Annotated in this window: 28 protein-coding genes; 10 read left to right on the top strand and 18 right to left on the bottom strand. The window is 66.6% G+C overall.

Features of this window, described 5'->3' with window-relative positions:
* Position 1: 1 nt before the first annotated feature.
* From C4N9_RS17340 to C4N9_RS17330, 3 genes are all read right to left on the bottom strand, one after another.
* Positions 2-1,114 (bottom strand): FAD-binding protein, encoded by a 1,113-nt coding sequence (locus C4N9_RS17340; protein WP_109534665.1) that lies wholly within the window; start codon positions 1,112-1,114, stop codon positions 2-4.
* Positions 1,115-1,226: 112 nt separating this feature from the next.
* On the bottom strand, positions 1,227-1,679 hold the full coding sequence (locus tag C4N9_RS17335; RefSeq protein WP_109534611.1) for a hypothetical protein: 453 nt from the start codon (positions 1,677-1,679) through the stop codon (positions 1,227-1,229).
* 134 nt (positions 1,680-1,813) lie between these two features.
* On the bottom strand, positions 1,814-3,247 hold the full coding sequence (locus C4N9_RS17330) for an FAD-linked oxidase C-terminal domain-containing protein (protein WP_109534610.1): 1,434 nt from the start codon (positions 3,245-3,247) through the stop codon (positions 1,814-1,816).
* 62 nt (positions 3,248-3,309) lie between these two features.
* Between C4N9_RS17330 and C4N9_RS17325 the strand changes: the two genes are divergently transcribed.
* Positions 3,310-4,071, top strand: coding sequence for a DUF599 domain-containing protein (locus C4N9_RS17325; protein WP_342748827.1), 762 nt, complete (start codon positions 3,310-3,312; stop codon positions 4,069-4,071).
* 72 nt (positions 4,072-4,143) lie between these two features.
* Here C4N9_RS17325 and rlmH read toward each other — a convergent pair whose 3' ends face one another.
* The 3 genes from rlmH to C4N9_RS17310 all read right to left on the bottom strand — a co-directional run bounded on the left by rlmH (position 4,144) and on the right by C4N9_RS17310 (position 6,602).
* Positions 4,144-4,614 carry a 23S rRNA (pseudouridine(1915)-N(3))-methyltransferase RlmH gene (rlmH, locus tag C4N9_RS17320; RefSeq protein WP_109534608.1) on the bottom strand — a complete coding sequence of 157 codons (471 nt, stop codon included), beginning with the start codon at positions 4,612-4,614 and terminating at the stop codon, positions 4,144-4,146.
* A gap of 66 nt (positions 4,615-4,680) precedes the next feature.
* Positions 4,681-5,052, bottom strand: coding sequence for a ribosome silencing factor (rsfS, locus tag C4N9_RS17315; protein ID WP_109534607.1), 372 nt, complete (start codon positions 5,050-5,052; stop codon positions 4,681-4,683).
* Between the two features lie 110 nt (positions 5,053-5,162).
* Positions 5,163-6,602 carry a mechanosensitive ion channel family protein gene (locus C4N9_RS17310; protein ID WP_109534606.1) on the bottom strand — a complete coding sequence of 480 codons (1,440 nt, stop codon included), beginning with the start codon at positions 6,600-6,602 and terminating at the stop codon, positions 5,163-5,165.
* A 128-nt stretch (positions 6,603-6,730) separates the two neighbouring features.
* Here C4N9_RS17310 and C4N9_RS17305 point away from each other — a divergent pair, with 128 nt between their 5' ends.
* The 6 genes from C4N9_RS17305 (at position 6,731) to C4N9_RS17280 (ending at position 12,193) form a co-directional block, all read left to right on the top strand.
* On the top strand, positions 6,731-7,111 hold the full coding sequence (locus C4N9_RS17305; protein WP_109534605.1) for a VOC family protein: 381 nt from the start codon (positions 6,731-6,733) through the stop codon (positions 7,109-7,111).
* A 259-nt stretch (positions 7,112-7,370) separates the two neighbouring features.
* Positions 7,371-8,792 carry a 3-isopropylmalate dehydratase large subunit gene (gene leuC, locus C4N9_RS17300; protein WP_109534604.1) on the top strand — a complete coding sequence of 474 codons (1,422 nt, stop codon included), beginning with the start codon at positions 7,371-7,373 and terminating at the stop codon, positions 8,790-8,792.
* The gene (locus C4N9_RS17295) at positions 8,792-9,304 is read left to right on the top strand and encodes an HdeD family acid-resistance protein (RefSeq protein WP_109534603.1); all 513 of its coding nucleotides are present in this window, start codon (positions 8,792-8,794) and stop codon (positions 9,302-9,304) included. Before leuC ends, C4N9_RS17295 begins: the two co-directional genes overlap by 1 nt.
* A 76-nt stretch (positions 9,305-9,380) precedes the next feature.
* Positions 9,381-9,986: a 3-isopropylmalate dehydratase small subunit gene (leuD, locus tag C4N9_RS17290; protein ID WP_109534602.1), complete on the top strand. Its 606-nt coding sequence runs from the start codon at positions 9,381-9,383 to the stop codon at positions 9,984-9,986.
* A gap of 243 nt (positions 9,987-10,229) precedes the next feature.
* A complete protein-coding gene (locus tag C4N9_RS17285) occupies positions 10,230-11,081 on the top strand; it encodes a hypothetical protein (RefSeq protein ID WP_109534601.1) in 852 nt (283 codons plus the stop codon).
* Between the two features lie 83 nt (positions 11,082-11,164).
* Entirely contained in the window at positions 11,165-12,193 is a 1,029-nt protein-coding gene (locus C4N9_RS17280; RefSeq protein ID WP_245902601.1) for an endonuclease/exonuclease/phosphatase family protein, read from the top strand.
* A gap of 168 nt (positions 12,194-12,361) precedes the next feature.
* On the opposite strand, the gene C4N9_RS17275 is transcribed toward C4N9_RS17280, so the two are convergent.
* From C4N9_RS17275 to ccoN, 11 genes are all read right to left on the bottom strand, one after another.
* Positions 12,362-12,817 carry a host attachment family protein gene (locus tag C4N9_RS17275; RefSeq protein WP_109534600.1) on the bottom strand — a complete coding sequence of 152 codons (456 nt, stop codon included), beginning with the start codon at positions 12,815-12,817 and terminating at the stop codon, positions 12,362-12,364.
* Positions 12,817-13,041 (bottom strand): hypothetical protein, encoded by a 225-nt coding sequence (locus tag C4N9_RS17270; RefSeq protein ID WP_109534599.1) that lies wholly within the window; start codon positions 13,039-13,041, stop codon positions 12,817-12,819. Before C4N9_RS17270 ends, C4N9_RS17275 begins: the two co-directional genes overlap by 1 nt.
* A 170-nt stretch (positions 13,042-13,211) precedes the next feature.
* Positions 13,212-13,811, bottom strand: coding sequence for a superoxide dismutase (locus C4N9_RS17265; RefSeq protein WP_109534598.1), 600 nt, complete (start codon positions 13,809-13,811; stop codon positions 13,212-13,214).
* Positions 13,812-13,910: 99 nt separating this feature from the next.
* Positions 13,911-14,069, bottom strand: a complete 159-nt coding sequence (gene ccoS / locus C4N9_RS17260; protein ID WP_109534597.1) for a cbb3-type cytochrome oxidase assembly protein CcoS — start codon at positions 14,067-14,069, stop codon at positions 13,911-13,913.
* A gap of 9 nt (positions 14,070-14,078) precedes the next feature.
* A complete protein-coding gene (locus tag C4N9_RS17255) occupies positions 14,079-16,310 on the bottom strand; it encodes a cation-translocating P-type ATPase (RefSeq protein ID WP_109534596.1) in 2,232 nt (743 codons plus the stop codon).
* A gap of 28 nt (positions 16,311-16,338) precedes the next feature.
* On the bottom strand, positions 16,339-16,809 hold the full coding sequence (locus C4N9_RS17250) for a FixH family protein (protein ID WP_109534595.1): 471 nt from the start codon (positions 16,807-16,809) through the stop codon (positions 16,339-16,341).
* On the bottom strand, positions 16,806-18,233 hold the full coding sequence (gene ccoG, locus C4N9_RS17245) for a cytochrome c oxidase accessory protein CcoG (protein ID WP_245902600.1): 1,428 nt from the start codon (positions 18,231-18,233) through the stop codon (positions 16,806-16,808). The genes C4N9_RS17250 and ccoG overlap by 4 nt, the downstream gene beginning before the upstream one ends.
* A 272-nt stretch (positions 18,234-18,505) precedes the next feature.
* Positions 18,506-19,378, bottom strand: a complete 873-nt coding sequence (ccoP, locus tag C4N9_RS17240) for a cytochrome-c oxidase, cbb3-type subunit III (protein WP_109534593.1) — start codon at positions 19,376-19,378, stop codon at positions 18,506-18,508.
* Positions 19,378-19,590: a cbb3-type cytochrome oxidase subunit 3 gene (locus tag C4N9_RS17235; protein WP_109534592.1), complete on the bottom strand. Its 213-nt coding sequence runs from the start codon at positions 19,588-19,590 to the stop codon at positions 19,378-19,380. The genes ccoP and C4N9_RS17235 overlap by 1 nt, the downstream gene beginning before the upstream one ends.
* Before the next feature lie 11 nt (positions 19,591-19,601).
* A complete protein-coding gene (gene ccoO / locus C4N9_RS17230; RefSeq protein WP_109534591.1) occupies positions 19,602-20,327 on the bottom strand; it encodes a cytochrome-c oxidase, cbb3-type subunit II in 726 nt (241 codons plus the stop codon).
* A gap of 15 nt (positions 20,328-20,342) precedes the next feature.
* On the bottom strand, positions 20,343-21,941 hold the full coding sequence (gene ccoN / locus C4N9_RS17225; protein WP_109534590.1) for a cytochrome-c oxidase, cbb3-type subunit I: 1,599 nt from the start codon (positions 21,939-21,941) through the stop codon (positions 20,343-20,345).
* Positions 21,942-22,168: 227 nt separating this feature from the next.
* Here ccoN and C4N9_RS17220 point away from each other — a divergent pair, with 227 nt between their 5' ends.
* Positions 22,169-23,008: a universal stress protein gene (locus C4N9_RS17220; protein ID WP_109534589.1), complete on the top strand. Its 840-nt coding sequence runs from the start codon at positions 22,169-22,171 to the stop codon at positions 23,006-23,008.
* Positions 23,009-23,020: 12 nt separating this feature from the next.
* Here the strand turns inward: C4N9_RS17220 and C4N9_RS17215 are convergent, their stop codons facing one another.
* On the bottom strand, positions 23,021-23,623 hold the full coding sequence (locus C4N9_RS17215; protein WP_109534588.1) for a hypothetical protein: 603 nt from the start codon (positions 23,621-23,623) through the stop codon (positions 23,021-23,023).
* Between the two features lie 296 nt (positions 23,624-23,919).
* On the opposite strand from C4N9_RS17215, the gene C4N9_RS17210 reads away from it, so the two are divergent.
* A complete protein-coding gene (locus C4N9_RS17210) occupies positions 23,920-24,459 on the top strand; it encodes a DUF2087 domain-containing protein (RefSeq protein ID WP_109534587.1) in 540 nt (179 codons plus the stop codon).
* Positions 24,460-24,644: 185 nt separating this feature from the next.
* Positions 24,645-26,609 carry a bifunctional 2',3'-cyclic-nucleotide 2'-phosphodiesterase/3'-nucleotidase gene (locus C4N9_RS17205; protein WP_109534586.1) on the top strand — a complete coding sequence of 655 codons (1,965 nt, stop codon included), beginning with the start codon at positions 24,645-24,647 and terminating at the stop codon, positions 26,607-26,609.
* The last annotated feature ends 28 nt before the right edge of the window (positions 26,610-26,637 follow it).

Genomic DNA, 26,637 nt, shown 5'->3' with positions numbered 1-26,637 from the left:
CTCAGCCCATCAGCCCGGGATTGAGGAGCCCGCGCGGGTCGAAGCGCGCGCGCAGGCCCTTCGACAGCGCGGCCACGGGGGCCGGTTCGGGCTGGAATACAGGCAGGCGGCGCCGTGTGTCGACGCTGGCGCGGATGAGCGTGGCGTGGCCGCGGAACTCTCCCAGCCGCGCGCGCAGATCGGTACCCTCGGGCAGGCGCAGCCAGACGAGGCCGCCGCCCCAGTCGAACAGCGCCTCGCCGCCGGCCTTTTGCGCCAGCGCGGGCGCGTCCGAAGGTTTCACCGACAGCCGCCAGATATCGCCCGTGCCCTGCCCCGCCGCGAAGGGCGTGACATCGCGCACCGCCTGCCAGAGCGCCGCGCCCTCGTCGCGCGCGACGCGCACTGAACGGCCGAACCGCGCGAGCGCCTTGCCGAGTTCATCCGCGCGGTAGTCGACCGAGGCCGCGAAACCCTCGATCCGCAGGGCGGTGCGGCCGTCGGGCAGGTGGGAGGCGGCGTTCACCTCCCAGGGCAGGCCCAGGGCGGCGGACATCAGCGCCACCGCCTGCGCGGCGTCGAGCCCCTCCCAGACCAGCGTCGCGGCGCTTTCGGGGGCGGGGAGCAGCTTGAAGCTGACCTCGGTCAGCACGCCCAGCGTGCCCCAGCTTCCCGCCATCAGCTTGACCAGATCGTAGCCGGTGACGTTCTTCATCACGCGCCCGCCATTCTTGACCACGCTGCCGGTACCATCGACGAAGCGCACGCCGATCAGGCTGTCGCGGCAGGCCCCCGCCACCACCCGGCGCGGCCCCGAGGCATTGGCGGCGACCATGCCGCCCAGTGTGGGCGCGCCGGTGGTGCCCAGAAGCGCGCGGTGGTCCATCGGCTCGAAGGGCAGGCGCTGGCCCTCGGCGGCGAGCGCGGCTTCGACCTCGGCCAGCGGGGTGCCCGCGCGGGCGACGAGCGTCAGCGCGCCCGGCTCGTACAGCGTGATCCCGTCGAGACCGCCGGTTTCCAGCACCCCGCCCGGCTGGATCAGCCCCACGGGGCGCGTGCCGCCACCCCGAATCGCCATGGGCCGGGTGGCATCGCGCAGGAACCCGGCCAGCTCGGCTTCTGTTTCCGGGCGGATGACGGCGAGGGTATCGGCGGTCATCGGAGGCTCCTTTCGGCGGGCGGGCACGGGGAAAACCCCGGCAGGCCGGGGCCTGCCGGGGTCGCAAGAACGGCGCGCGGGCGTCGTGTCAGTACCAGATCACCTGCGCGGTGCAGGGGATCCCGGCGGGCAGGCCGCCCGGCAGGACATGCGGCACGAAGACCGATTGCCCCGCGCGCATTTCGGGCAGGACGGCGGTGCCACGAAACGGGCTGTTCGCGATCGACCAATTGGCGACCGCGCCCTGCGGGATGCGCATCGTCGCGGTCATCATGATGTCCTCGGGGAGATCGGCGGGCGAGCCGCCGACCATGCATTCCATGGCGGGACGCGCCCGGCGCTGCCGGCTGTGCGTCTGCGAGGGATGTCCCGCGACGGTTTCGGGACGCAGAAACGGCAGGCCCGGGACGATGCCCGGCTGAAAGTGCGGCGCGGCACCCTGCGCGGCCGGGACCGCGTCGAGACCCAGGCCCGGCCCCGAGAGCGTCAGCGCCGCCAGAAGACCGGCGGCCAGGGCGGCTTTGGAAGTGCGGCTGAGCATGGCTGTATCCTTGGTTGCGACGGATCCGTCCGGCGCGACCGAGATCGGCGCCAGAGGTCAGGGCAACGGGATGCAGGCAGGGGCTCTGGTCAGGCAAGATCATGTCCCGGTTATCGGATAACATCGGCACGGGATCAGCCCGCCCGGCGGCTTTCGCTGGCCTCGAGCGGAAAGACCTTGGCGGGGTTGAGCAGCCATCCGGGGTCGAACACGTCCTTCACGCGCATCTGCGCTTCCAGGTCCCCGGGCGCGAATTGCACGTTCATCAGGTCGCGCTTCTCGATCCCGACGCCGTGTTCGCCGGTCAGGCAGCCGCCCACCTCGACGCAGAGCTTCAGGATCTCGGCACCCATCGCCTCGCAGGTTTCCAGATCGCCGGGCTTGTTGGCATCGAACAGGATCAGCGGATGCATGTTGCCGTCGCCCGCATGGAAGACATTGGCGACCTTCAGGCCGAACTGCGCGGACAGTTCGCCGATGCGGCGCAGAACGAAGGGCAGTTCGCTGACCGGGATCGTGCCGTCGAGACAGATGTAATCGCCCATCACGCCCATCGCCCCGAAGGCCGATTTGCGGCCCAGCCAGATCTTGCGCGATTCGTCCTCGGACTGGCTTTCGCGGAATTCGACGGGATCGTGGCGCGCGGCGATCTGGCGGATGAGTCCCAGCTGCCCGTCGATCTCGGCCTCGGACCCTTCGACCTCGACGATCAGCAGCGCCTCGCAATCGGGATAGCCGGCCTTGGCGAAATTCTCGGTGGCGATGATGCAGGGCCGGTCCATGAACTCGATCGCGACGGGCAGGATCCCCGCCTTGATGATGTCGGACACGCAGGCGCCCGCCACTTCGTTCGAGCCGAACCCGATCAGCGCGGGCCGCGCGCCTTCGGGCTTGGGCAGGATCCTGAGCGTGGCCTCGGTCACGACGCCCAGCTGCCCCTCCGAGCCGCAGATCAGCCCCAAGAGGTCATAGCCCCCCGCATCCATATGCGCGCCGCCCAGTTCCAGCACCGTACCGTCCATCTGAACCAGCGTGACGCCGAGCAGGTTGTTGGTGGTCACGCCGTATTTCAGGCAATGCGCACCGCCCGAATTCATGCCGATATTCCCGGCAATCGCGCAGGCCAGCTGCGACGAAGGGTCGGGCGCATAGAAGAACCCGTCGGCCTCGACCGCACCCGTCACCGACAGGTTGGTGCGCCCGGTCTGCACGCGGATGAAGCGATTGTCGTAATCGGTTTCCAGCACCTGCGTCAGCCGCGCCACGCCCAGGATGACGCTGTCGGCGGTGGGCAGCGCGCCGCCCGCCAGGCTGGTACCCGCGCCGCGCGGCACGACCGGCACGCGCTCTTCGTGGCAGACCCGCAGAACCGCCGCCACCTCCTCGGTGGTCGAGGGCAGCACGGCGGCCAGCGGCGGGCAGCGATAGGCGGTCAGTCCGTCACATTCATAGGCGCGCGTCTCGACCGGATCGTCGATCACCGCGTCGCCGGGCAGCACCTCGCGCAGGCGACGGGTGATGCGGGCACGCCGGGCAAGAATGTCGGCGCTGGGGGCTGGCATCTGCATGGCACTCTCCTTGGGCCACTTTGGTAAGAAAACTATACCAATTGCGGGCGAAGTCCAGCATCTTGACCGGGCGTCTTGACAGCGCCCCGCCCTCGACCCAGACCATCCCCATGACGCTCGACACGCTCGCCTCGCTGCTCTCGCCCTTCGACGCCCTCGCGCTCGGGGTGATGGCATTGGGCTGGTACCTGCTGGGCTGGCGGATCGAGAAAGCGGATGCGAAAACGCCCTCGGTAACGATCCTGATGGCCGATTACCGGCGCGAATGGCTGGTGCATTTCGTCACGCGCCAACCCCGGATCTACGATGCCTCGGTGATTTCCAGCCTGCGCCAAAGCACCAACTGGCTGGCCTCGACCACGCTTCTGGCTCTGGGCGGGCTGCTCGCGCTGATCGGCAATCCCGACCCGCTGCGCGGCGTGGCGCAGGACCTCGTGCTCGACGCGCCCAGCGAGCGCGCCTTCGAGATGCGGCTCCTGCTGGCGGCCCTGTTCCTGTCGCACGGCTTCCTGAAATTCCTGTGGTCGAACCGGCTGTTCGGCTATGCCTCGATCATGATGTCGACGGTGCCCAACGACCCCGAAGACCCGCTCGCCTATCCGCGCGCGCGCCAGGCCGCCGAGATCAATATTCGTGCCGCCTTCAACTTCAACCGGGGCCTGCGCGCGACCTATTTCGCGCTCGCCTCGCTGGCCTGGCTGTTCGGTCCCTGGACGCTGCTCGCCTCGACCGCCTTCGTCATCTGGCTGATCTGGTCGCGCGAATACGCCTCGCATTCGCGCGCCGTGCTGCTCGACCCGCCGCCCGGGACCCGCGCCGAGTAACGCACGCCCTGCGCTTTCATTCTGCCGCAAATACTCATCGACGCCGCCACTGCGAGGCCCCGCCGGGCGATGTCACACCCGGTGATAGGGCGAGCCCGCAAGGATCGTCGCCGCGCGGTAAAGCTGTTCGGCCAGCATCACCCGCACCAGCGCATGGGGCCAGACCATGGCCCCGAACGACACCGCGGCATCGCCCGTATCGCGCAGGCCCGGGGCCAGCCCGTCGGCGCCGCCGATGAAGAACGCCACGTCCTGCGCGCCGGTATCGCGCCAGCGTTCCAGCTTGCGGGCGAAATCGGGCGAGGACATCACCGCGCCGCGTTCATCCAGCATGACGCGCACGGCACCCGCCGGACAGGCCTTGTCCAGAAGCGCGGCCTCGGCCTCCATCCCGCCGCCCTTGCGGTCATCGAGCTGGTGCTCGGTGGTCGGACCCAGGCCCAGCGGACGCCCGGTGCGGTCGAGGCGTTTGAGGTAATCGTCGATCAGGCTGCGTTCCGGGCCGCCGCGCAGGCGGCCCATGGCGCAGATATGCAGGCGCATGGCGCGGCTCCGTCGGTTCGCCCGGTGCCGCAGCACCGATCTTGCGGCTGGGTCTGCCGGCGGGTCTTACGGCTTGGCCGGCGAAACCTGCCACATGCGTTCAAGCTGATAGAAATCGCGCACTTCCGGGCGGAAGACATGCACGACGACGTCGCCCGTGTCGATCAGGACCCAGTCGCCGGTTTCCTTGCCCTCGGACCGGGCGGTGATGCGATAGGCGTCCTTGAGGCGCTGCAGCAGCTTTTCGGCGATTGCGGCCACCTGACGCGAGGACCGGCCCGAACAGATCACCATGTGATCGGCAACGGACGAGCGGCCGCGCAGGTCGATCTGCACGACATCCTCGGCCTTGTCGTCATCGAGCGATTGCAGGACCAGTGCCAGAACGTCGTCGGCCGAGAAATCGGGCGCCTGAGGTTCGGAAGCGGGGGCCGCCATGGCGGCCGGGTCGATGTAAGACAGAGATCTGTCCTCCTGCGTGGTCTGACACCCCCAATGTAATCCTTCGCGCGGGAAATCTCAATGGAGCGTTCGCAGCCCGCGCGCGGTCATGGCGCCCCTTTGCCGAGACCCTTTGACGAGGTGGGTCCGGAAACCTGAGAGGGGTCGAAATCGGCCCCCGAGGGGCGGTCAGGCACCGCGTCCGAGCCCGGGGCGCCGCCCGTGTCGATGGCGAGGCTGTCATTGAGCACGCGCACTTCGCGCTGGGGGAAGGGAATCGAGATGCCATGCGCCTTGAACGCGTCCCACAACGCCAGATAGACATTGCCTCGGATATTGGTCAGCCCGCCGGTCGGATCGGTGATCCAGAAGCGCAGGATGTAATCGACCGAGCTGTCGCCGAAGCCGGTGATATGGCAGACCGGCGGGCGGTGGCTGAGCACGCGGTCGACGGATTTCGCCGCCTCGACCGCGACCTTGCGCACCAGATGCGGGTCGTCGCCATAGGCGGTGCCGAAGAAGATATCCAGCCGGACGAAATTGTTGGTATGCGACCAGTTCACCACCTGCCCGGTGATCAGATCCTCGTTGGGAATCAGGTATTCCTTGCCGTCGCGGGTGACGACCGAGACATAGCGCGCGCCCAGTTCCTCGATCCAGCCGAACGTGTCGCCAAGGCTGATCACGTCGCCCGGCTTGACCGATTTGTCGAGCAGGATGATTACGCCAGACACGAGGTTCGACACCACCTTCTGCAACCCGAAACCGAGCCCCACGCCGATCGCGCCCGACAGGACGGCGAGCCCCGTCAGGTCGAAGCCCACGGCTTTCAGCCCGATGAAGAAAGCCGCGCCGTAAAGGCCGATGCGCAGAAGCTTGACCAGCAATTCCTGCACCGAGGGCGAGATGTCCCTGACCGTGCGGATGCGCCGCGAACTGGCGATGGTGAGCGTGCGTGCGGCCATGAACAAAGCCGCCGTCAGCGCCAGCGCCTTGATCACCGCCAGCGCCGACAGCCGGAAATCGCCGAACGTCACGGCAATGGCGTCGAGAGCGTCCGAGGTCTCGTCGAGCAGGCCCAGGTAATAGAGCGTCGCCCAGAGCGACAGGCCCCAGACGACGACATTGCGCAACAGCCGGTTGCGAATCAGCTGCGCGGCCAGCCGGATCGCCAGCCACGCGCTGGCGATCGTCGCAACCAGCACCAGCACGTAGCGCCGCGAGGGGAAGCTATAGAGCGCCGCGAACAGCCCCGCCGCAAGCCAGATCATCCCCACGAACAGGATAAGCGGCAGGCGACGGCGCAGGATGATAAAGGCGCGCAACTGCCATTTCGGCCGCCCTTCGAGCCCGCGCATCCAGTCTTCCATCCGCGCCCCGAGCGGACGCGCGGCGAGCCATGCCAGCGCCGCCAGTACCAGCGCCAGCGCGATCTGCTGCAGCCGCGAGGGCAGCAGCATGGTGCGTCCGAACGCCGCCAGCGCATCGACGAAATCGCCGGCGCTGGCGTGCAGGCTTGAAAGCCAGGATGCGAGTTCGCCGTCCATGGAACGAGTTTAGGCGGCGGCGCCGCAAAGTCCACGCTTATGAAGGGGTTGGGTCCCAAGGAGCGGTGCGTGCACAGCACGCACCCTACAGCGTTGGGTCTGCGGGCGCGCCGTGTTACGCTTCATCCATGCGCCTTAGTCAGACTGCCTTTCTGGTCGGGGAATACGACCCCGCCATCGCCTTCTTCCGCGCCCTCGGTTTCGCGCTGGTGCAGGATGAGGATCACGGCAACGGCAAGCGCTGGGTGGTCATGCGCCCGCCCGGCGGCGGCTCGGACCTGCTGATCGCGCGGGCGGTGGGCGACCAGCGCGCGGCGATCGGGAACCAGGCCGGGGGGCGGGTCGGGTTCTTCCTGACCAGTGCCGATTTCACCGGCGATGCCGCGCGGATCGAGGCCGCCGGCGGCACTTTCGAGGAAGCGCCGCGCCACGAGCCCTATGGCATCGTCGCCGTATTCCGCGACCCCTGGGGCAATCGCTGGGACCTGATCCAGCCCGCGGGCGTCTGAGCCGTACCTTGCCTTCGCTGGCCTTCCTTGTCCCCCCCTGCCCCGCCGCCCTCCTATTCTGTTGCCTGAGCGGGCATTCGCGCTTATGTAAGCGGCCATGACTCGCTTCTTCGACATGACCGATCACGCGCGCCTGCCGCAGCGTTTCTGCCGGGAAAACCGGTCGGTCCTCGCGCGACTTCGCGGCTGACATTCCTGTCACCTGCCCCGGGTGCCTGTGTGCGCCCCCCTGTTTCCAGCCAAATCCGAGAGATGAGCCATGACCGCTCCCAAAACGCTGTATGACAAGATCTGGGATGCCCATGTCGTCGATGAAGCCGACGACGGCACCTGCCTGCTGTATATCGACCGCCACCTGGTCCACGAAGTGACCAGCCCGCAGGCCTTCGAGGGCCTGCGTATGGCCAGCCGCAAGGTCCGCGCACCCGAAAAGACCATCGCCGTGCCGGACCATAACGTCCCCACGACGCTGGGCCGGGAAAATCCCGACCAGATGCCCGAGGACAGCCGCATCCAGGTGGCCGCGCTGGACAAGAACGCCAAGGATTTCGGCATCCACTATTACCCGGTGACCGATGTCCGTCAGGGCATCGTCCATATCGTCGGCCCCGAACAGGGCTGGACCCTGCCGGGCATGACCGTGGTCTGCGGTGACAGCCACACCGCGACCCATGGCGCCTTCGGTGCGCTGGCGCATGGTATCGGCACCTCGGAGGTCGAGCATGTGCTGGCCACGCAGACGCTGATCCAGAAGAAATCGAAGAACATGAAGGTCGAGATCACCGGCAAGCTGAAGCCGGGCGTGACCGCCAAGGACATCACCCTCGCGGTGATCGGCGCGACCGGCACGGCGGGCGGCACCGGCTATGTCATCGAATATTGCGGCGAAGCGATCCGCGATCTGTCGATGGAAGGCCGCATGACGGTCTGCAACATGGCGATCGAAGGCGGCGCGCGCGCCGGTCTGATCGCGCCCGACGAGAAGACCTTCGAGTATGTGAAGGGCCGCCCCCACGCCCCGAAAGGCGCCGCGTTCGAGGCCGCGCTGTCCTACTGGAAGACGCTGTTCACCGATGAAGGCGCGCATTTCGACAAGGTCGTCACGCTGAAAGGCGAAGAGATCGAGCCGGTCGTCACCTGGGGCACCTCGCCCGAGGACGTGCTGCCGATCTCGGCCAATGTCCCCGCGGCCAGCGATTTCACCGGCGGCAAGGTCGGCGCGGCGCAGCGCTCGCTCGACTATATGGGCCTGACCCCGGGCATGAAGCTGACCGATGTGAAGATCGACGCGGTGTTCATCGGCTCGTGCACCAATGGCCGGATCGAGGATCTGCGCGCCGCCGCGGCGGTGCTGGAGGGCCGCAAGATCGCCGAGGGGGTGCGCTGCATGGTGGTGCCGGGCTCGGGCCTGGTGCGCGCGCAGGCCGAGGAAGAGGGTCTGGCCGACATCTTCATCGCCGCGGGCGCCGAATGGCGCATGGCAGGCTGTTCGATGTGTCTGGCCATGAACCCCGACCAGCTGGCGCCCGAAGAGCGCTGCGCCTCGACCTCGAACCGCAATTTCGAGGGGCGCCAGGGCTTCAAGGGCCGCACCCATCTGATGAGCCCGGCCATGGCCGCCGCGGCCGCCGTCACCGGGCATCTGACCGATGTGCGCGAAATGATGGGCGAGATGGCGTGATGAAACCCGGCACGCTGCTGATCCTGCTGGGGATCGTCCTGATGGTTGGCGGGGGCCTTGCCCTTGCCAATCCCTTCGCCGCCTCGATCGCGGTGACCACGCTTGTGGGGGCGTTCTTCCTGCTGGCCGGCGTGTTGCAACTCTGGGTCGCGGTGTTCGATACCAGCGTTCCGCACCGGGTCTGGACCGGCTTTGTCGGGCTTCTGGGCCTGTTGGCCGGGGTCGCGCTGGTTGCCGATCCGCTGGCCGGCGTGGTGTCGCTGACGCTGCTGGTGGGAATCGTTTTCCTGATCACCGGCGCGATCCGGCTGGGCATGGCCTGGCGGCTGCGGGAAACGCCGCTGTTCTGGGTCCTGCTTCTGTCGGGCGCGGCCTCGGTGCTGATCGGCTTCCTGGTCGTCGGCAACATCGCCGCCGCCGCCACCGCCCTTCTGGGGCTGCTTCTGGGCATCCAGCTTCTGGTCGACGGCGTGGGCCTGATCGCGCTGGGACTGGCCAGCCGCCGCCCCTGACCTGTCTTCCTGCGGGCCGCCCCCGGCCCGCGCTTTGTAATCTGAGACGGCCCTGCCCGTCTTCTGGAGACCAACGATGGAAAAATTCACCAAGCTGACCGGCATCGCGGCGCCCATGCCGCTGGTCAATATCGACACCGACATGATCATCCCCAAGCAATTCCTGAAGACCATCAAGCGGTCGGGGCTGGGCGTGAACCTGTTCGACGAGATGCGCTACGACCGCAACGGCAACGAGATCCCCGATTTCGTGCTGAACCAGCCCGCTTACCGCGAGGCCGAGATCCTCGTCGCGGGCGACAATTTCGGCTGCGGCTCGTCGCGCGAACACGCTCCCTGGGCGCTGAAGGATTTCGGCATCAAATGCGTCATCTCGACCAGCTTTGCCGATATCTTCTTCAACAACTGCTTCAAGAACGGCATCCTGCCCGTGGTGCTGCCGGCCGAGGCCGTGACCTACCTGATGGAGGACGCGACCAAAGGTGCCAATGCAAGGCTGACCGTCGACCTGGAAGAACAGACCGTGACCGCATCCGATGGCAAGACCTTCTCGTTCGAGGTCGATCCGTTCAGGAAACACTGCCTGATGAACGGTCTGGACGACATTGGTCTCAGTTTGGAAAAAGTGTCTGCAATCGACGCCTACGAATCGCGCGCCAAAACGCAGTTCCCTTGGCTGTAATTTCCCTACAATCTCAAGTTGTTAGGGCGCCCGCCACAGGGCGCCTTTTTTTTGCCCTCAAGTTGCTGCAAACCTGCGACATTTCCGCCTCGGAATTATCGCCTTGATGGATCACGCTTCTGCTGAGTCTTGCGGGGTCCAACGAAAATGGGCACAATTGTGGCAAAATTGAGGCAGGCGGTCGCCCGCATCGGGCGCCGCAAAAACTCCACCGGCAATCACCGGCCGGCAAGGGGATCGAGCATGGGTGACGGCAAACGCAAATCGAACATGCCGGGTGCGCTGACGCGTGCCCTGCTGGTCGGCATGCTCGCGATCTTCCCGGCGATGGCCATCCCCTCGACCGCGCCCGAAACCGCCCAGAGCCTGATCCTGCTGGCGATCTTCGCGGGCGGGATCGTCTTTGCCGAATATGCCTCGGATTATCCCGGCCTGATCGAATTCCGCTTCGCCGCGCCGTTCAACCGGACGCGTTTCGCGCTGGTGGCGGTGATGGCGATCCTGCTGTCGCTGCTGCAGCGCAACGGGGTCGAACCGGGCATGCTGGGCGCCCTGACGGCCAGCGCGGCGCGGCTTTGCGGGCAGATCCTCGATTTCGGGCTCAGCCCCGTGAGCCTGCTCACCGCCGCCCTGCCCGACAGCGTCCCGCCCGAGCACGGCATCCTGGTCCGCGACGGCGCCGCGCTGGCGCTTGTTCTGGCCGCGACCACGGTTCTGGGCTTTGTCACCGCCATCCGGCTCAATGCCTGGCCGATGGGAACGGGGCCGTTCAACGTCTGGATCAACCTGCCCACCTTCGACCCGACCGCCGGCAACGATGTCGTCCTGCGCCTGCAGCGCCATGCCCGCATTAACATCGTGTTAGGGCTTGTGCTGCCATTCTTGCTGCCGGGGGCCATCCTTGCATCCGGGATCCTGATCCAGCCGGTCACGCTGCTGTCCCCCATGGGATATGTGTGGGGGATCGTGCTGTGGGCCTATATCCCGGCCTGTCTGGTCATGCGCGGGGTCGCGATGGCCCGCGTGGCGCGGATGATCCGCGCCAGCCGCCGCCGTTACGCCGACAGCGAAGGCAGCGCCTTCGCCGCCGCCTGACGGCACCAAATGGACACCGCGCCGCCGGATGGAGCGTGCCGCACGACAATCGCCTTCTGACGGCTTCTGACATTGTGTCAGCCTTGATACGGATCGCGACCGCCTTTCTGCTGGTCGCTTTGCTTGCCTCTCCCCTCGCCGCGCAGACATTACGGCTCGCCGTCTATCACACCGGCCTCGGCCGTAACGGGCCGGGTCTCTTGCTGCGCGACATCCGGCGCGGGGCCGAGGATGTCGTCGCCGTCACCTCCGCCATCGCGCAGCTTCGTCCCGACGTTCTTCTGCTCCTCGATATCGACCATGACCGCGACCTGCGCAGCCTGTCCGCCCTGCGCGACGCCATCGCGCAGGCGGGCTGGCCGCTGCCCCATGCCCATGCCCCGCCGCCCAATACCGGGCTTGCCACCGGGCGCGACCTCGACGGCGACGGACGGTTGGGCGAAGGCGACGATGCGCAGGGCTGGGGCCGGTTCCGCGGCGCGGGCGGCATGGCGTTGCTCTCGCGCTATCCCGTCGCCGGGACGACCGACCACTCGGCCTTTCTGTGGCGCGACCTGCCCGACGCCCGCACCCCGCGCGTCGACGGCCGGCTTTTCCCCGCGCCCGAGATCTACGAGATCCAGCGCCTGTCAACCACCGGCCATTGGGAGGTAACGCTCGAGACGCCCGAAACGCCCCTGACGATCTGGGCGTGGCACGCCGGCCCCCCCGTCTTCGGCGGCCCATACGGGCGCAACCGCGCGCGCAATGCCGATGAGACGGCGTTCTGGCTTTGGCGCCTGTCCACCGCGCCCCCGACCGGCCCTTTCGTGCTGATGGGCAACGCCAATCTCGACCCCGGGGCGGGCGATGGCGAACGCGCGGTCATCCGCGCCCTTCTGGCACATCCCGCGCTGCAGGACCCCGCCCCGCGCGCACCCTTCGATCCCGGCGGACCCGACAGCGCCGCCACCGCGCTCTGGCCCGAGCCGGAGGGGCCCGGCGCGCTGCGAGTCGATTACCTGCTGCCCGCGTCCGGGCTCAGGGTCCGCGACGGCGGGCTGACGCGGGTGCCCGGCAGCGTCCACGCGCTGGTCTGGGCCGATCTGCAATGGCCGCCCCAAGAGCCATGACACCGCCACAGGCGCAGCCGCGCGCTCCGTCGCGCCCGCGTCGCGGGGGGCTCGATGCCCCCCGCGACGCGCCCTGCCCTGACCTGACCTGACCTGACCTGAAGACCACCAAAGAAAAACCGCCCCGGAAAGGCATCCGGGGCGGCCGACCTTAAGTCAGATCTTGGATCACGCGCTTTCCAGCTCGCCCTTCACGATCGCCTCGATCTTGTCGATCGGATGGTTGGTCAGCGTCTTGTCCAGCTCGGCCACAACGCGCGCGGCGACTTCCTTGTGCAGCTTGGCGCGCAGCTCGCCCAGCACCACCGGCGGTGCGACGATCACCAGGCGCTCGAACCGACCCTTGTGCGCCTGCTTGTACAGGATCTCGGCCAGCTCGTCGGCGAATTGCTCTTTCGCCAGCTTGTGGAAATCCGTCTCGGCCAGAGCCGAGCGCTGCTGAACGCCGGTGTCGTTCATCCGCCCGGGCTTGTCCGTCGCCTGTTCGCGGTCGGCGGGGTTATCCTGCTCCTCGATCCGGATCACTTCCAGCATCGGATCCTGCGCATCCATCTCGTTGCGCAGGAAAAGCGCCTTCTGCCCGTCGGCGACCAGAACCCAGGTGCCCTGCGTGAGTTCGGTCATCACATCTTCTCCTTGTCGCCGCTATCGTCCTGGTCGCCGCCCAGCGGACGGGTTGCCCCGGCCGAGGTCTCGTCGACCCGCTTCTTTTCGTCCCGCGTGCCGATCTTGCGCTGAAGGTTGCCCCCCGCGCTGCCTTGCTGACCGGCGGGGCCGGTGCCTTCGTCGTCGTTGAGGATGGCGTCGGTGTCGCGCGTACCGTCCTGCGAGCGCAGTCGTTCAGCCATGGTGAGCCTCCTTTCATGCTGACAGGAAAACGCGCGGAACACCCCGGGGTTCCGCCGGCGGTTGCACCGGGGACGGGTCTCGGCGGAAGGGCGCAGCAACGCAAAAACCCCGCGCCTTGCGGCACGGGGTTTCAGGGCCGGCCCCGAAGGACCGGCAAATCCAGACGGGATTACAGGCGCGAGGCCACGTTTTCCCAGTTCACCAGCTTGTCGAGGAAGTTCGACAGATAGGCCGGGCGCTTGTTGCGGAAGTCGATGTAATACGAATGCTCCCACACGTCGCAGCCCAGAAGCGCGGTCTGGCCGAAGCAGAGCGGGTTCACGCCGTTCTCGGTCTTGGTGACTTTCAGCGAGCCGTCCTTGTCCTTGACCAGCCACGCCCAGCCCGAACCGAACTGACCGGCACCGGCGGCAGAGAAGTCTTCCTTGAACTTGTCGACTGAGCCGAAGCTTTCGGTGATCGCTTTTTCCAGCTCACCCGGCATGCCGGCTTCGCCCGGGCCCATCATTTCCCAGAACTGGGTGTGGTTCCAGTGCTGCGAGGCATTGTTGAAGATGCCGTTCTGCGCCACGGCATTCGCCTGGTAGGTGCCCTTGACGATTTCTTCCACCGACTTGCCTTCCCACTCGGTGCCGGCAATCAGCTTGTTGCCGTTGTCGACATAGGCCTTGTGGTGAATGTCGTGGTGGTACTCGAGCGTCTCCTTCGACATGCCGAGAGCGGCCAGCGCGTCGTGGGCATAGGGGAGATCGGGAAGGGTGAAGGACATCGCAGTACCTCTTGTTAGCGTTGCGTTGGGGCTAATAAGGGTTCGCAAAAGCCAAAGGTCAAGGCCGCGCGCGTCCTAATCCGGGGCTTCGGGCGAAGATCAGGGCTTCGGGTGATCGTCGTAATCGCCCCGCAGGATGCGCTGGCTGTCGCCTTCGGGGTCATCATACTGCCCGCGTTTCAGCGTCCACCAGAAGGCGAGCAGCCCGCCGAGGCCCAGAAACAGCGAAACGGGGATCAGCACCGCAAGGATATCCATGGATCTTCCTTATTTCAGCCGCAGCGCATTCAGAGCCACGGTAATCGACGAGACCGACATCGCCAGCGCGGCAATGAGCGGCGAGGCCAGCCCGACCAACGCGATCGGCACGGCGATGACGTTGTAGCCGAACGAGATGGCAAAATTCTCGCGGATGCGCTGCACCGCGCGTTTCGCCACGCGCTGCGCTTCGGGCAGCGGCGCCAGCGAGGCGCCCAGCAGCACGATATCCGAGGCCACGCGCGCCGCATCCAGAGCCGAGGCGGGCGAGATCGACGCATGCGCGGCGCTCAGCGCCACGGTATCGTTGAGCCCGTCGCCCACCATCAGCACGCGGTGGCCCTGGGCCTGCAGCGCGTCGATGGCGGCGGCCTTGTCTTCGGGCAGCGCCTCGGCCTGCCAATCCTCGATGCCCAGCCGCTCCGCCAGGTCCCGCACCGCGCCGGGCACATCGCCCGAGATCAGCCGCACGCTTTTGCCCTGCGCGCGGAAGGCGTCGATAGCCTCCTGCGCACCGTCGCGGAGGCGGTCGGCAAAGGCCACGGCCTGCGCCTCGCGTCCCTCGACGGACAGGTAGGTGCCGGTCACGTCAAGCGCCTCGGCCCCCGTCCAGTTCGCGCGTCCCAGCCGGACGCGCCGCCCGTTCCACTGGGCCTGCACGCCGTGGCCCGGAACCTCGGCCACCTCGGATAGCGTCGCGGGGATCACGCCGCGCGTGCGCGCCGCCTGCGCCAGCGACTGCGCCAGCGGATGGGACGAGGCGGCGCCCAGCGCGGCGGCAATTTCCAGCTCTTCGCGGCTCAGGTGGTCGAGAGAGACGGGTTCGGGCGCGCCCATGGTCAGCGTGCCGGTCTTGTCGAAGACCACGGTGTCGATTTCGGCCAGCCGTTCCAGCGCCGAGCCGTCCTTGATCAGCAGCCCCTTCCGGAACAGCCTACCGGATGCGGCGGTGACGACGGCGGGCACGGCAAGGCCCAGCGCGCAGGGGCAGGTGATGATGAGCGTGGCGGCAGCGATGTTGAGCGCATGACGGACATCCCCGCCGGTTATCCACATCCAGGCGAGGAAAGCCGCAAAGGCCAGCAGGTGGACCGAGGGCGAATACATCCGCGCGGCGCGTTCGGCGAGCGTGGTGTATTTGTTGCGCGCGTTCTCGGCCACGGCGACCAGGTCGGCCATGCGGTGCAGCGAGCTGTCCTTGCCTGCCGCGGTGACGCGCAGGGTCAGCGGTCCGGTCAGGTTGACCGCGCCCGCCGTGACGACCAGATCGGGCCCGGCAAAGACCGGCAATGTCTCGCCCGTCAGGAGCGAGCGGTCGAGTTCCGACGTGCCCGCCGTGACCACGCCGTCGACCGGGATCCGCCCACCGGGGCGCACCAGCACCAGATCGCCGGGGGTCAGGTCCTTGGCGGCCACGGTTTCCTCGGTGCCATCGGTCAGGCGGATGGCCCGGGGCACTTCCAGCGCGGCGAGTTCCTGCGCTGCCGAACGCGCGACGGCGCGGGTGCGGAAGTCCAGGTATCGCCCGGCCAGCAGGAAGAAGGTCAGCATCACCGCCGCGTCAAAATAGGCGTGGTGGCCACTGTTGAAGGTTTCATAAAGCGACATTCCGGTCGCCAGCACGATGGCCAGCGAGATCGGAAAATCCATGTCGAGCCGCCCGTTGCGCACGCCCGCCCAGGCCTTGCGGAAGAACGGCTGGGCCGAGAAGGCGACGGTCGGCACGGCGATCAGCGCGCTGAGCATGTGGAACAGGTCGCGCGTGGCGTCGGTAGCGCCCGACCAGACGGCGACGGACAGCAGCATGATGTTCATCATGCTGAACCCGGCGACGCCCAGCCGCATCAGAAGGTCGCGCCCCTGTTTGTCGGTCTCGGTCATCGACAGCTGACCGGGATCGAGTTCATAGGCCGGGTAGCCGATTTTCGTAAGCCGCTCGGCAATGGTGGCGGCAGAGATGCCCGGCTCGGCCTCGACCGAAACACGGCGCAGCGTCAGGTTCAGCCGCGCGGATTTGACGCCCGGCATCTTTTCCAGGTCGCCCTCGACCGTCTGGATGCACAGCGCGCAATGCGCGTCGGGCACGGACAGCATGATCCGCGCATCCTGCGCCGCCGCCGCAGCCTGCGCGCGCTCGACCGCCGAGGGGGTGGCGATGCAGGCCGGGCAGGCCGAGATCGAGGGCGCGTAGCCGCTGGCATAGCGGTCGTCGGTTTCGGGGTTGGTGACGGTGTCGCTCATGGCGTCTCGATCCCGGCCTGTGCGGGTTTCAGCGTTGATGGACGATGTTGACGAGATACGCGTACTCGGTCCCGTCGCCCGCCTCGGCCGAGATCCTCAGATCCCAGTTGCCGTGATCGGCGTCGACATCGGCGACGAAGGCACCGCCATCATAGCGCAGATCGGGCGTGACATCTTCCCGCGTGGTCGTGGGCCGGCCCAGCACCGCGCTGATCGTGGCGACGGGCGCGGGGCGCCCGTCCTCGGTGGTGATGCGGATCGCCAGATGCCCGTCGATCAGCGTGGCCTCGGTCGTCCAGCCCAGTGCCTGCTGCGCGGCCAGCCGTTCGTTGAAGCCCTGGCTTGCGACATAGGAATTGCGCACGACCAGCCCGGGGAAGGTGCCGACGGCGTAATAGGCCATCACCAGATTGACGCCGATGATCACCGCGAAGGCGCCGACCGTGATCGCCAGCACCTTGCGGCCGGTCAGTTCGCGCGGTTTGGACTGAGCGGTCATTGCGCCCTCCCGTTGAAGACGGTTTCGCCGTAGATCCGGTCGGTATCGCCGGTGACGGACACCCAGATGCGCACTGGCGTGGCGGCGGTGGTCGCGGCGGCGGTGCCGGGCGAGGCCACCAGATACACGCGCTGGATCAGTTGCTCATCCGCGCCCACGGTGACCAGTTGGCCCTGCACGCCCTCCATCGTCAAGGTGATCGACGGGTTGTCGGCGACGGTCAGGTAGAACTGGCGGGGTTCCGCGTACATGTTGCGAAGCCGGATGTCATAGGTGTTGCGGATCGAGCCATCGGACAGCGTGACATAGGTGGGGTTGCGGATGGGCGAGATCGACATGTCGATATCGGTGCGCAGGAACAGCGCGACCAGCAGCCCCACCCCGATCCCGGCCCAGAGCACGGTGTAGACGATGGTGCGCGGGCGGAAGACGTGTTTCCAGACCGATTTCGGCTCGTTCCCGGCGCGTTCGCGGACCTCGTCGGACAGGGCCAGATAGCCGATCAGGCCGCGCGGCTTGCCGATCCGGTCCATCACGTCGTTGCAGGCGTCGATGCACAGGCCGCAGGTGATGCAGGCCAGCTGCTGGCCGTCGCGGATGTCGATCCCCATCGGGCAGACATTGACGCAGGCCATGCAGTCGATGCAGTCGCCATGCGCGCCCTCGGGTTCGCCCTTGCGCTGCTTGCCCCGTGGCTCGCCACGCCATTCGCGGTACGAGATGGTGATCGTGTCCTCGTCCATCATCGCCGCCTGAATCCGCGGCCAGGGGCAGCCATAGATGCAGACCTGCTCGCGGAAGAAGCCGCCGAACAGGAAGGTCGTCGCGGTCAGGAAGGCCACGGTGCCATAGGCGACCGGGTGGGCGTTCAGGGTGAACAGATCGACCAGAAGCGTCGGCGCATCGGTGAAATAGAACACCCAGGCGCCGCCGGTGGCCAGCCCGATGAGCAGCCAGAGCGCCCATTTGGTGGAATACTTGCGGAGCTTCTCGGCCCCCCATTTCTGACGATGCAGGCGCAGGCGGGCGTTGCGATCACCTTCGACCCAGCGCTCGACAAGGATGTAAAGATCGGTCCAGACGGTCTGCGGGCAGGCATAGCCGCACCAGACCCGGCCCAGCGCCGAGGTGAACAGGAACAGCCCGATCCCCGCCATGATCAACAGGCCCGCAACGAAATAGAATTCATGCGGCCAGATCTCGACCATGAAGAAGAAGAACCGGCGATTGGCCAGGTCGACCAGCACGGCCTGATCGGGCAGGTTCGGCCCGCGGTCCCAGCGGATCCACGGCGTGATATAGTAGATCCCCAGCATGAGACCCATGAGCCACCATTTCAGCGTGCGGAAATTGCCTTTCACACGGCGGGGAAAGACCGGCTCGCGGGCGGCATACAGGGTTTCTGGCTCTTCGGCGGTACTCACGGAATTGCTCCTGATTGTCTGGCCTGACGGGCCGGACGTGACCGGACTCGTGTGGCTTGAGGGCTCAATCGCATGGGGGCTGGTGCGCAGCCTTGACCTGAATCAAAAACCCGGATTCGGGCCTCGGATTAAATGTGGCAAAGGCGCACACCGGCGGGACGACCGGGTGCGCCCTTGCGCAGGAAACGGCTGCACCGGCGCCGGGAAACGCGCGAACAGGATCGGTCCCGGTGCAGCCTCCGGGCCCCCGGAAGGGCCCGGATCTCTGGGTTTTACTGGCCGCCGCCCAGCTGGTGGACGTAGCTGGCCACCGCGCGGATCTGCGCGTCGCTCAGGCGATCGGCAAAGCCGGGCATCACGCCGAAATGAGCGACCTGCACCGAAGCCGTGATGTCGGCTTCCGAGCCGCCATAGAGCCAGATCGCGTTGTTGAGCGCGGGCGCCCCCTGCATTTGGTCGCCTTCGCCGTCGACACCGTGGCAAGACGAGCAGTTGAGATCGAAGACCTCGGCGCCCGCTTCGGCCAGCGCGGCATCATGCGCCTGCCCCGAGATGTTCAGGACGTGGTTGACGACCTGCGTGATCTCTTCGTCGCTCAGGATTCCGTCCGCCCCGAACGAGGGCATCTGCGAATAGCGCGCATCGGGGAAATCCTCGTTGCGGATACCGTAGGTGACGGTCTGGACGATGTCCTCGGTCGTGCCGCCCCACATCCACTCGTCATCGAGCAGGTTGGGGAAGCCCGAGCCGGGACGCAGCCCGTCGGCCCCCGCGCCGTGGCATTGCGAGCACTGAGCCCGGAAGATCGCCGCGCCGGCATTCACCGCGAAGCGCTGCAGTTCGGGATCCTCGGCGATGGCGTTGAGATCGGTATCGAGCAGACGCTGGTACCAACCTGCATTGGCCTCGTCGACGGCGACCATCTCGGCCTCGACATCCTGCCGCGAGGAATAGCCCAGCACCCCGGCGGTGGCGCCGTTGATCAGCGGCCAGGCGGGGAACAGGATCCAGTACACGACGGCCCAGATGATCGTCGCGTAAAAGGTCCACAGCCACCAGCGCGGCATCGGGTTGTCGAATTCCTCGATCCCGTCCCAGGAGTGACCCGTGGTCGGGCGATCGTGCTTCTTGTTAGGTGCGGCCATCAGCGTGCCCCCTGGCTCAGGCCATTGGAGGGGGCTTGCGCCCCGTCCCCGGCCGGTCTGTCGTCGTTGCGAAAGATGCTGTTCGCGACTTCGTCCTGCACCTTGCGGCTGCCGGGGCGCCAGGCCCAGGCGATGATGCCGACGAAGAAGGCGGTCATGAACAGCAGGTACCAGCTATCTGCAAAGCTGCGCAGAAGCGTATAGGTTTCCATGGCTTATCCCCTTACCGGCTGGCTTCGGCTTCGAAGGTGCTGAAGTCCACGAGCGTGCCGATCATCTGCATATAGGCGATCAGCGCGTCCATTTCGGTCAGTTCTTCCTGGCCATCGAAGTTGCGCACCTGTGCCGAGTGATAGCGCTCGAGCAGCCCGTCGGTATCGCCGAACGGATCCACCTGAACCGCGAAATCCTCGGGCGCGGCCTCGATCATCTCGTCGGTGTACGGAACCCCGACCATCCGATAGGTGCTCATCAGATCCTGGATGTATTCACCCGTGATCGGACGATCGAGCAGGTAGGCATAGGGCGGCATCACCGATTCCGGCACCACGTCGCGCGGATTGATCAGGTGCGCGACGTGCCATTCATCCGAATAGCGGCCGCCGAGGCGCGCAAGATCGGGCCCCGTGCGCTTCGAGCCCCACTGGAACGGGTGATCGTACATCGATTCCGCCGCCAGCGAGTAATGGCCGTAACGCTCGACTTCGTCGCGCATCGGGCGGACCATCTGGCTGTGACAGACGTAGCACCCTTCGCGGACGTAGATTTCGCGCCCCGCCAGTTCCAGCGGCGAGTACGGACGCATGCCCTCGACTTCCTCGATGGTGTTTTCGAGATAGAAGAGCGGCACGATCTGTACCAGACCGCCGATCGTCACCACCAGGAAGCTGAGGACCAGCAACAGGGTGGCATGCGTTTCGATTTTCTTGTGGTGATCGAGAATACCCATCGTTTCACCCTCCGCTTATTCAGCGGCAACCGCAGCGGTGGCAGCAGGCTTCGCTTCGCCCACCTTCCGCACGGTCATCCACAGGTTGTAGCACATGATGAGCGCACCCACGAGGAACATCGTCCCGCCGAGGCCACGGACCACATACATCGGGAATTTGGCACCCACGGTGTCGGCGAACGAGTTCACAAGGAAGCCCTGCGCGTCGACCTGACGCCACATCAGACCTTCCATGATGCCGGTCACCCACATCGACGCGGCGTAGAGCACGATGCCGATGGTCGCGAGCCAGAAGTGCCAGCTCACCAGCGACAGCGAATACAGCCGCTCACGCTTCCACAGTTTCGGCACAAGGTAGTAGAGCGCGCCGAAGGTGATCATGCCGTTCCAGCCCAGCGCCCCCGAATGCACGTGACCGATGGTCCAGTCCGTGTAGTGCGACAGCGAGTTGACGGCGCGGATCGACATCATCGGGCCTTCGAAGGTCGCCATGCCATAGAAGCCCACGGCCACGACCATCATCCGGATCACCGGGTCGGTGCGCAGCTTGTCCCAGGCGCCCGAGAGCGTCATCAGGCCGTTGATCATGCCACCCCACGACGGCATCCACAGCATGATCGAGAAGGTCATGCCCAGCGTCTGCGCCCAGTCGGGCAGCGCGGTGTAGTGCAGGTGGTGCGGACCGGCCCAGATATACAGGAAGATCAGCGCCCAGAAGTGGATGATCGACAGCTTGTAGCTGTAGACCGGCCGCTCGGCCTGTTTGGGGATGAAGTAATACATCATGCCCAGGAAGCCCGCGGTCAGGAAAAAGCCCACGGCGTTGTGGCCGTACCACCATTGCACCATGGCCGATTGCACGCCCGACCAGACCGGCACCGAATCCGAGCCGAACAGCGACACCGGGATCTGCAGGTTGTTGACGAGGTGCAGCATCGCGATGGTGACGATGAAGGACAGGTAGAACCAGTTGGCGACGTAGATATGCGGCTCGCGGCGCTTGATCAGCGTGCCCAGATAGACCAGCAGGAAGGCCACCCAGACCACGGTCAGCCACAGGTCGGTCAGCCATTCGGGCTCGGCATATTCCTGGCCCTGGGTCGAGCCCAGAACGTAGCCGGTCGCGGCCATCAGGATGAAGATCTGGTAGCCCCAGAACACGAACCACGCCAGACCGCCGCCGAACAGTCGCGCGGCGGTGGTGCGCTGAACGACGTAGAAGGCGGTCGCGATCAGCGCGTTACCGCCAAAGGCGAAGATCACCGCCGAGGTGTGCAGCGGGCGCAGGCGGCCGAAATTGCCGTAGCCCTGAAGCGCGGCGAAGTTGAGATCGGGAAAGGCCAGCTGGAAGGCGATGACGACCCCCACCAGAAAGCCCACGACGCCCCAGAAGGCGGTGGCGATGACGCCGTAGCGCACGACGCCGTCCATGTATTCGTTTTGGTTGTGAACCGCCTCTTCCATGTGACGGATCTGCCACAGGAAAGCGATGACCGCCGCTCCCATGAAGATCATCATGTGGACGAGGTAGGCGATGTCACGCGCGTGCGAGGCGGCGATCGCGGCAAGAACCGCGACGGCGGCAAGCACGATCAGCTTGACGTAATCCCACATTGTTTTGCGTCCCTTCGTTGTATTCTTGGCGTTTCCCCCGTCTCGAACAGAGTCGGGACCTGTCGCGCCATGGTCCTTATCCTGCCTGCGTGACAGCCGGACCTTGATTCAGGTCAAGTGACCTTCATGGCCATCATTTGACCAAGATCAATGCGACCAAAAGGTGTGCGTCGGAACATCGCAGGGTAGGATGACTGCAAATGACGCACGCGTAAGGAGATTTCCAAATGGCCTACGAGTCAATCGTGACCTTCGTTGCCAGTGAAGAAGAGCTTACCTCGACACTACCCGGCGTGATGCAGATCGCCGCCGCGCGCGACGCGCATCTGAGCGCGTATCTGCTGGGCGTCGACATGACCCCGGCGGGCGGGTTCTACATGGGGGCCTCGCCGCTTCTGCTGCAGGAAACGCTGGAGCGCGCGCAGACCGAAGCCGAGGACCTGCAGACCCGGGCGCGGCGGATGCTGGAGGGCGCGTCGCTGCGCTGGGGCACCGAAACCGCCGTGGTTCAGTTCGGCGGGCTGCCCGCTTTGGTCGGGCTGCGCGCGCGCTTTTCCGATCTGGTGGTGCAGTCGCGCCCCTATGGTGCCGGGACGCTTCATTCGCAGGAGGCGGTGATCGAGGCGGCCTTGTTCGAGGGGCAGGCGCCGGTTCTGGTCATGCCCGAGGGCGGGCTGCCCGCCACCTTCGGCAAGCGCGTGATGATCGCGTGGAACCAGTCGAACGAAGCCCTCTCCGCCGTCCGTCGGGCGCTGCCGCTCTTGCAGGCCGCCGATGCGGTGGATGTGGTCGTGGTCGATCCGCCGGTCCACAGCCCCGAGCGGTCGGACCCGGGCGGCTTGCTGACACAGATGCTGTCGCGTCACGGTGTGCGCGCCGAGGTATCGGTACTGGCCAAGACCCTGCCGCGCGTCTCGGACGTGCTGATGCGCCATATGGAGGATATCGACGCCTCGCTCATGGTGATGGGCGCCTATGGTCATTCGCGGCTGCGCGAGGCGATCCTGGGCGGTGCCACGCGCAACGTGCTGGAAAATGCCAAACACGCCATCTTCCTGGCGCATTGACCCGGCGCCGGGTCAGAGCGCGGTGCAGCTTTCCCGCAGCGCGCCCAGCCCGGCCCCCAGGTCCGACACGAACAGGCCGCGCCGGGTCAGCTCGTCCCGGCTGGACGCGGCGGTGTCGATCTGCGCGCAGGCGGTCGCCGTGTCGCCCAGATCGAGCCGCTCCCGGCCCAGCTGCACCGCGCCGTCATAGCGCGCGCGAAGGCTCTCGGGCGTCTCGGCGGACAACGGGCCCGAACCTGAGCGCGCAGCGCCCACGCCGCTGCCCTGCGCGTCCTCGAGCCGCACCCAATGCGCGCCCTGGCCCACCGCGATCGGGGTCGCGGCCGCCGTCCTGCTGGCCGTGCTTCTGGCCGCGCTTCCGGGGGCGGGCACCGCCGTTGCATGGGCGGCCGTCGGCAAAAGCGTCGCCGCGCCGGTCGAGGTAACGGCGCCGATATGCGCCATGCTGAGTGAGCGGTCGATGCCCTCGCCCAGATCGCCGACGCCGTTCTGCAGCGTCAGGATGCCTGCCAGACCGATGCTGCAGACCATCGCCGCGATCACGGTCCAGTCGCTGGAAACGGCGCCGGAATCGGAATCACGGAAGAACCGGAAGGAAGAACGGGAATCAAGCATGGGGCCACTGGACGGTATTGGGTCAGGTTGACCAAAAGTTAACAAAGGTTGTGTTCGCAATTGGGCCGGGTGACGGCTCAAATCGTTCCCTCTTCCGGCATCTTTTGGATCGCAAGACGTCCATATTGCGGCGCGGCATACGCTGGCCTATCCTCGGGCAACGGTCGGCAGTTCCCGAGGCGTCGCTGTCCCGCGAGGGAAGCTAAACCTGCCCGTCACACGCGAATCGCATCCCTCTTCGATGCCGCGCGTCGCAAGTCAGCGACCCCGACCCCGCAGCGGCGATCGAGGATACCATGACGCGTGACCTTATCCCCCTGACCACGCCCGATGTCTCGCATTTCGCGCGCGCCCTGTCGCGGCAGATGCCCGAGGCCGGGAAACCGTCGCATCTGGAACTGTTGAACATGCTGGCGCGCGCCGCCGGGTTCCGCAATCACCAGCATCTGCGCGCCGCCCATGCCGCGCGCACCCGGCTGGACGCCCCCGCCCCGGACGAAAGCTTCGATGCCGCCCGGGTCGAGCGCGCGCTGGGATGCTTCGACGCGGGCGGCATGCTGGCCCGCTGGCCCGCGCGGCGCAACCTGCAGATCCTGAGCCTGTGGGCGCTCTGGGCGCGGCTGCAGCCCGGCGCGGTGTTCGACGAACGGGGCCTCAACGCCGCCCTGGACGGATGGCACGCTTTCGGCGACCGGGCGCTGTTGCGGCGCGACATGATCGGTCTGAGGCTGATGACACGGTCGCCCGACGGGCGGGCCTATCGGCGCGTTGAACAGCGTCCCCCGCCCGAGGCACGCGCGCTGATCCGGCTGCTGGCGGGGCGCGGCCCGCGCTGAGCCGGTTGCCGCATTTTCGCGCAGTGTCACGGCAGCGTCACTCGCCGGCGCGATGAGAGCGCATCGCCGGCGGGGTTTCGCCGGTCACAAATTGAACCGACGGTCAAATTTGTTGCCCGAACCCCGCACCACGTTCACCATGCTCGGATCGCCGCCAGAGCGACTCGACATCCGGGAGTAGACCAATGACACGTCTCACGCGCCGCGCCTTCCTTGCCTCGACGACCGCCGCCACCAGCCTTGTGGTGCTGCATCCGTTCTCGGCCCGCGCACAGGAAGGGCAGGCTCATCTGCGCATCCTGACCACCACCGACCTGCATTGCCACGCGCAGGCTTACGATTATTACGCCGACCGCCCCGTCGACACGGTGGGCCTGTCGCGCACCGCCTCGATCGTCGAGGAAATCCGCGCCGAGGCGACGAACACGCTGATGGTCGACAATGGCGACTATTTCCAGGGCAACCCGATGGGCGACTGGATGGCCTACGAACACGGCATGAACGAGGGCGACATCCACCCGATCATCGCCGCGATGAACGCCCTGGGCTACGATGCCGGGACGCTGGGCAACCACGAATTCAACTACGGTATCGAGTTCATGGACCGGGTGAATGCGGGCGCCGAGTTCCCCATCGTCAGCGCCAACTTCGCCTCGAGCCTCGGCGACAGCCCGACCGAGGACACGCTGCACCTGCCGCCCTATGTGATCCTTGACCGGGTTCTGACCGACGGCGCGGGCAACGAGGCGCCGATCAAGGTGGGCATCATCGGCTTCCTGCCGCCGCAGATCATGCAATGGGACCGCTCGCATCTGGAAGGCGCCTATAATGTGCGCGGCATCGTCGAGGCCGCCGAAGCCTGGGTGCCCCGGATGAAAGAGGAAGGCGCCGACATCATCGTCGCGCTGTCCCATTCCGGCATCGCCGAGGGCTTCGAGCCGATGATGGAAAATGCCTCGCTGTACCTTGCCGGGGTCGAGGGGATCGACGCGGTGGTCACCGGCCACCAGCATCTGGTTTTCCCCGGTTCGAACCATGAAGGCGAAGGCATCGACGCCGAGGCCGGTACGCTGATGGGCAAACCCGCTGTCATGGCCGGGTTCTGGGGGTCGCATCTGGGCATCATCGACCTGATGCTGGTGCGCGAGGGCGACGGCTGGACCGTGGCCAGCGCCGAAAGCTCGACCCGCCCGATTTCGCAGCGCAACGAGGACCGCTCGGTCACCGCGCTGGTGGGCGATTACGAACCCGTGGCCGAGGCGACCGCCGCCGCCCATGCCGCGACGCTGGACTATGTGCGTGCCGAGGTGGGCCAGACCGAGGTGCCGCTCTATTCCTATTTCGCGCTGGTGGCCGATGATCCCTCGGTGCAGATCGTCTCGGAAGCGCAGAAATGGTATGTCACCGACATCCTGCAGGGAACCGAGCACGAGGGCCTTCCCGTCCTCTCCGCCGCGGCCCCCTTCAAGGCCGGCGGCCGGGGCGGTCCGGATTATTACACCGATGTGCCGGCGGGCCCCATCGCGATCAAGAACGTGGCCGACCTGTATCTCTATCCCAACACGCTGATGGCGGTGCGGATCACCGGTGCCGAGGTGCGCGAATGGCTGGAGCGCAGCGCGGGCATGTTCAACCAGATCACCCCCGGCGAGCAGGATCAGGTGCTGCTGAACCCGTCCTTCCCGTCCTACAATTTCGACGTGATCGATGGCGTGACCTACAAGATCGACCTCAGTCAGCCCTCGCGCTACGACAATGACGGCGTGGTGGTGAATGAGGATGCGCACCGGATCGTCGACCTGATGTTCGACGGCGCGCCGATCGACGACGCGGCCGAGTTCATCGTTGCCACCAACAATTACCGCGCCGGTGGCGGCGGCAGCTTCCCCGGCGCCGATGGCTCGACCATCGTGTTCCGCGCGCCCGATACCAACCGCGACATCATCGTGCGCTATATCGTCGCCAACGGCACGATCGCGCCGGCGGCGGACGGCAACTGGACCTTCGCGCCGATGGAGAACACCAGCGTGCTGTTCGAAACCGGGCCGGGGGCTGCGCAATATGTCGACGAGGTCAGCGCGCGCGGCGTGATGATGGAAGCGGCGGGCGAGGGCGAAGGCGGCTTCGCGCTTTACCGCATTTCTCTGTAACCGGATGGCGGGCCGCCTTTTGGCGGCC

Origin of the sequence: Pararhodobacter marinus (genome assembly GCF_003122215.1) — a bacterium.
GTDB classification, from domain to species: Bacteria; Pseudomonadota; Alphaproteobacteria; order Rhodobacterales; family Rhodobacteraceae; genus Pararhodobacter; species Pararhodobacter marinus.
The sequence above is the reverse complement of the archived record's forward strand: the minus strand, read 5'-3'. Positions and strand labels throughout refer to the sequence as shown.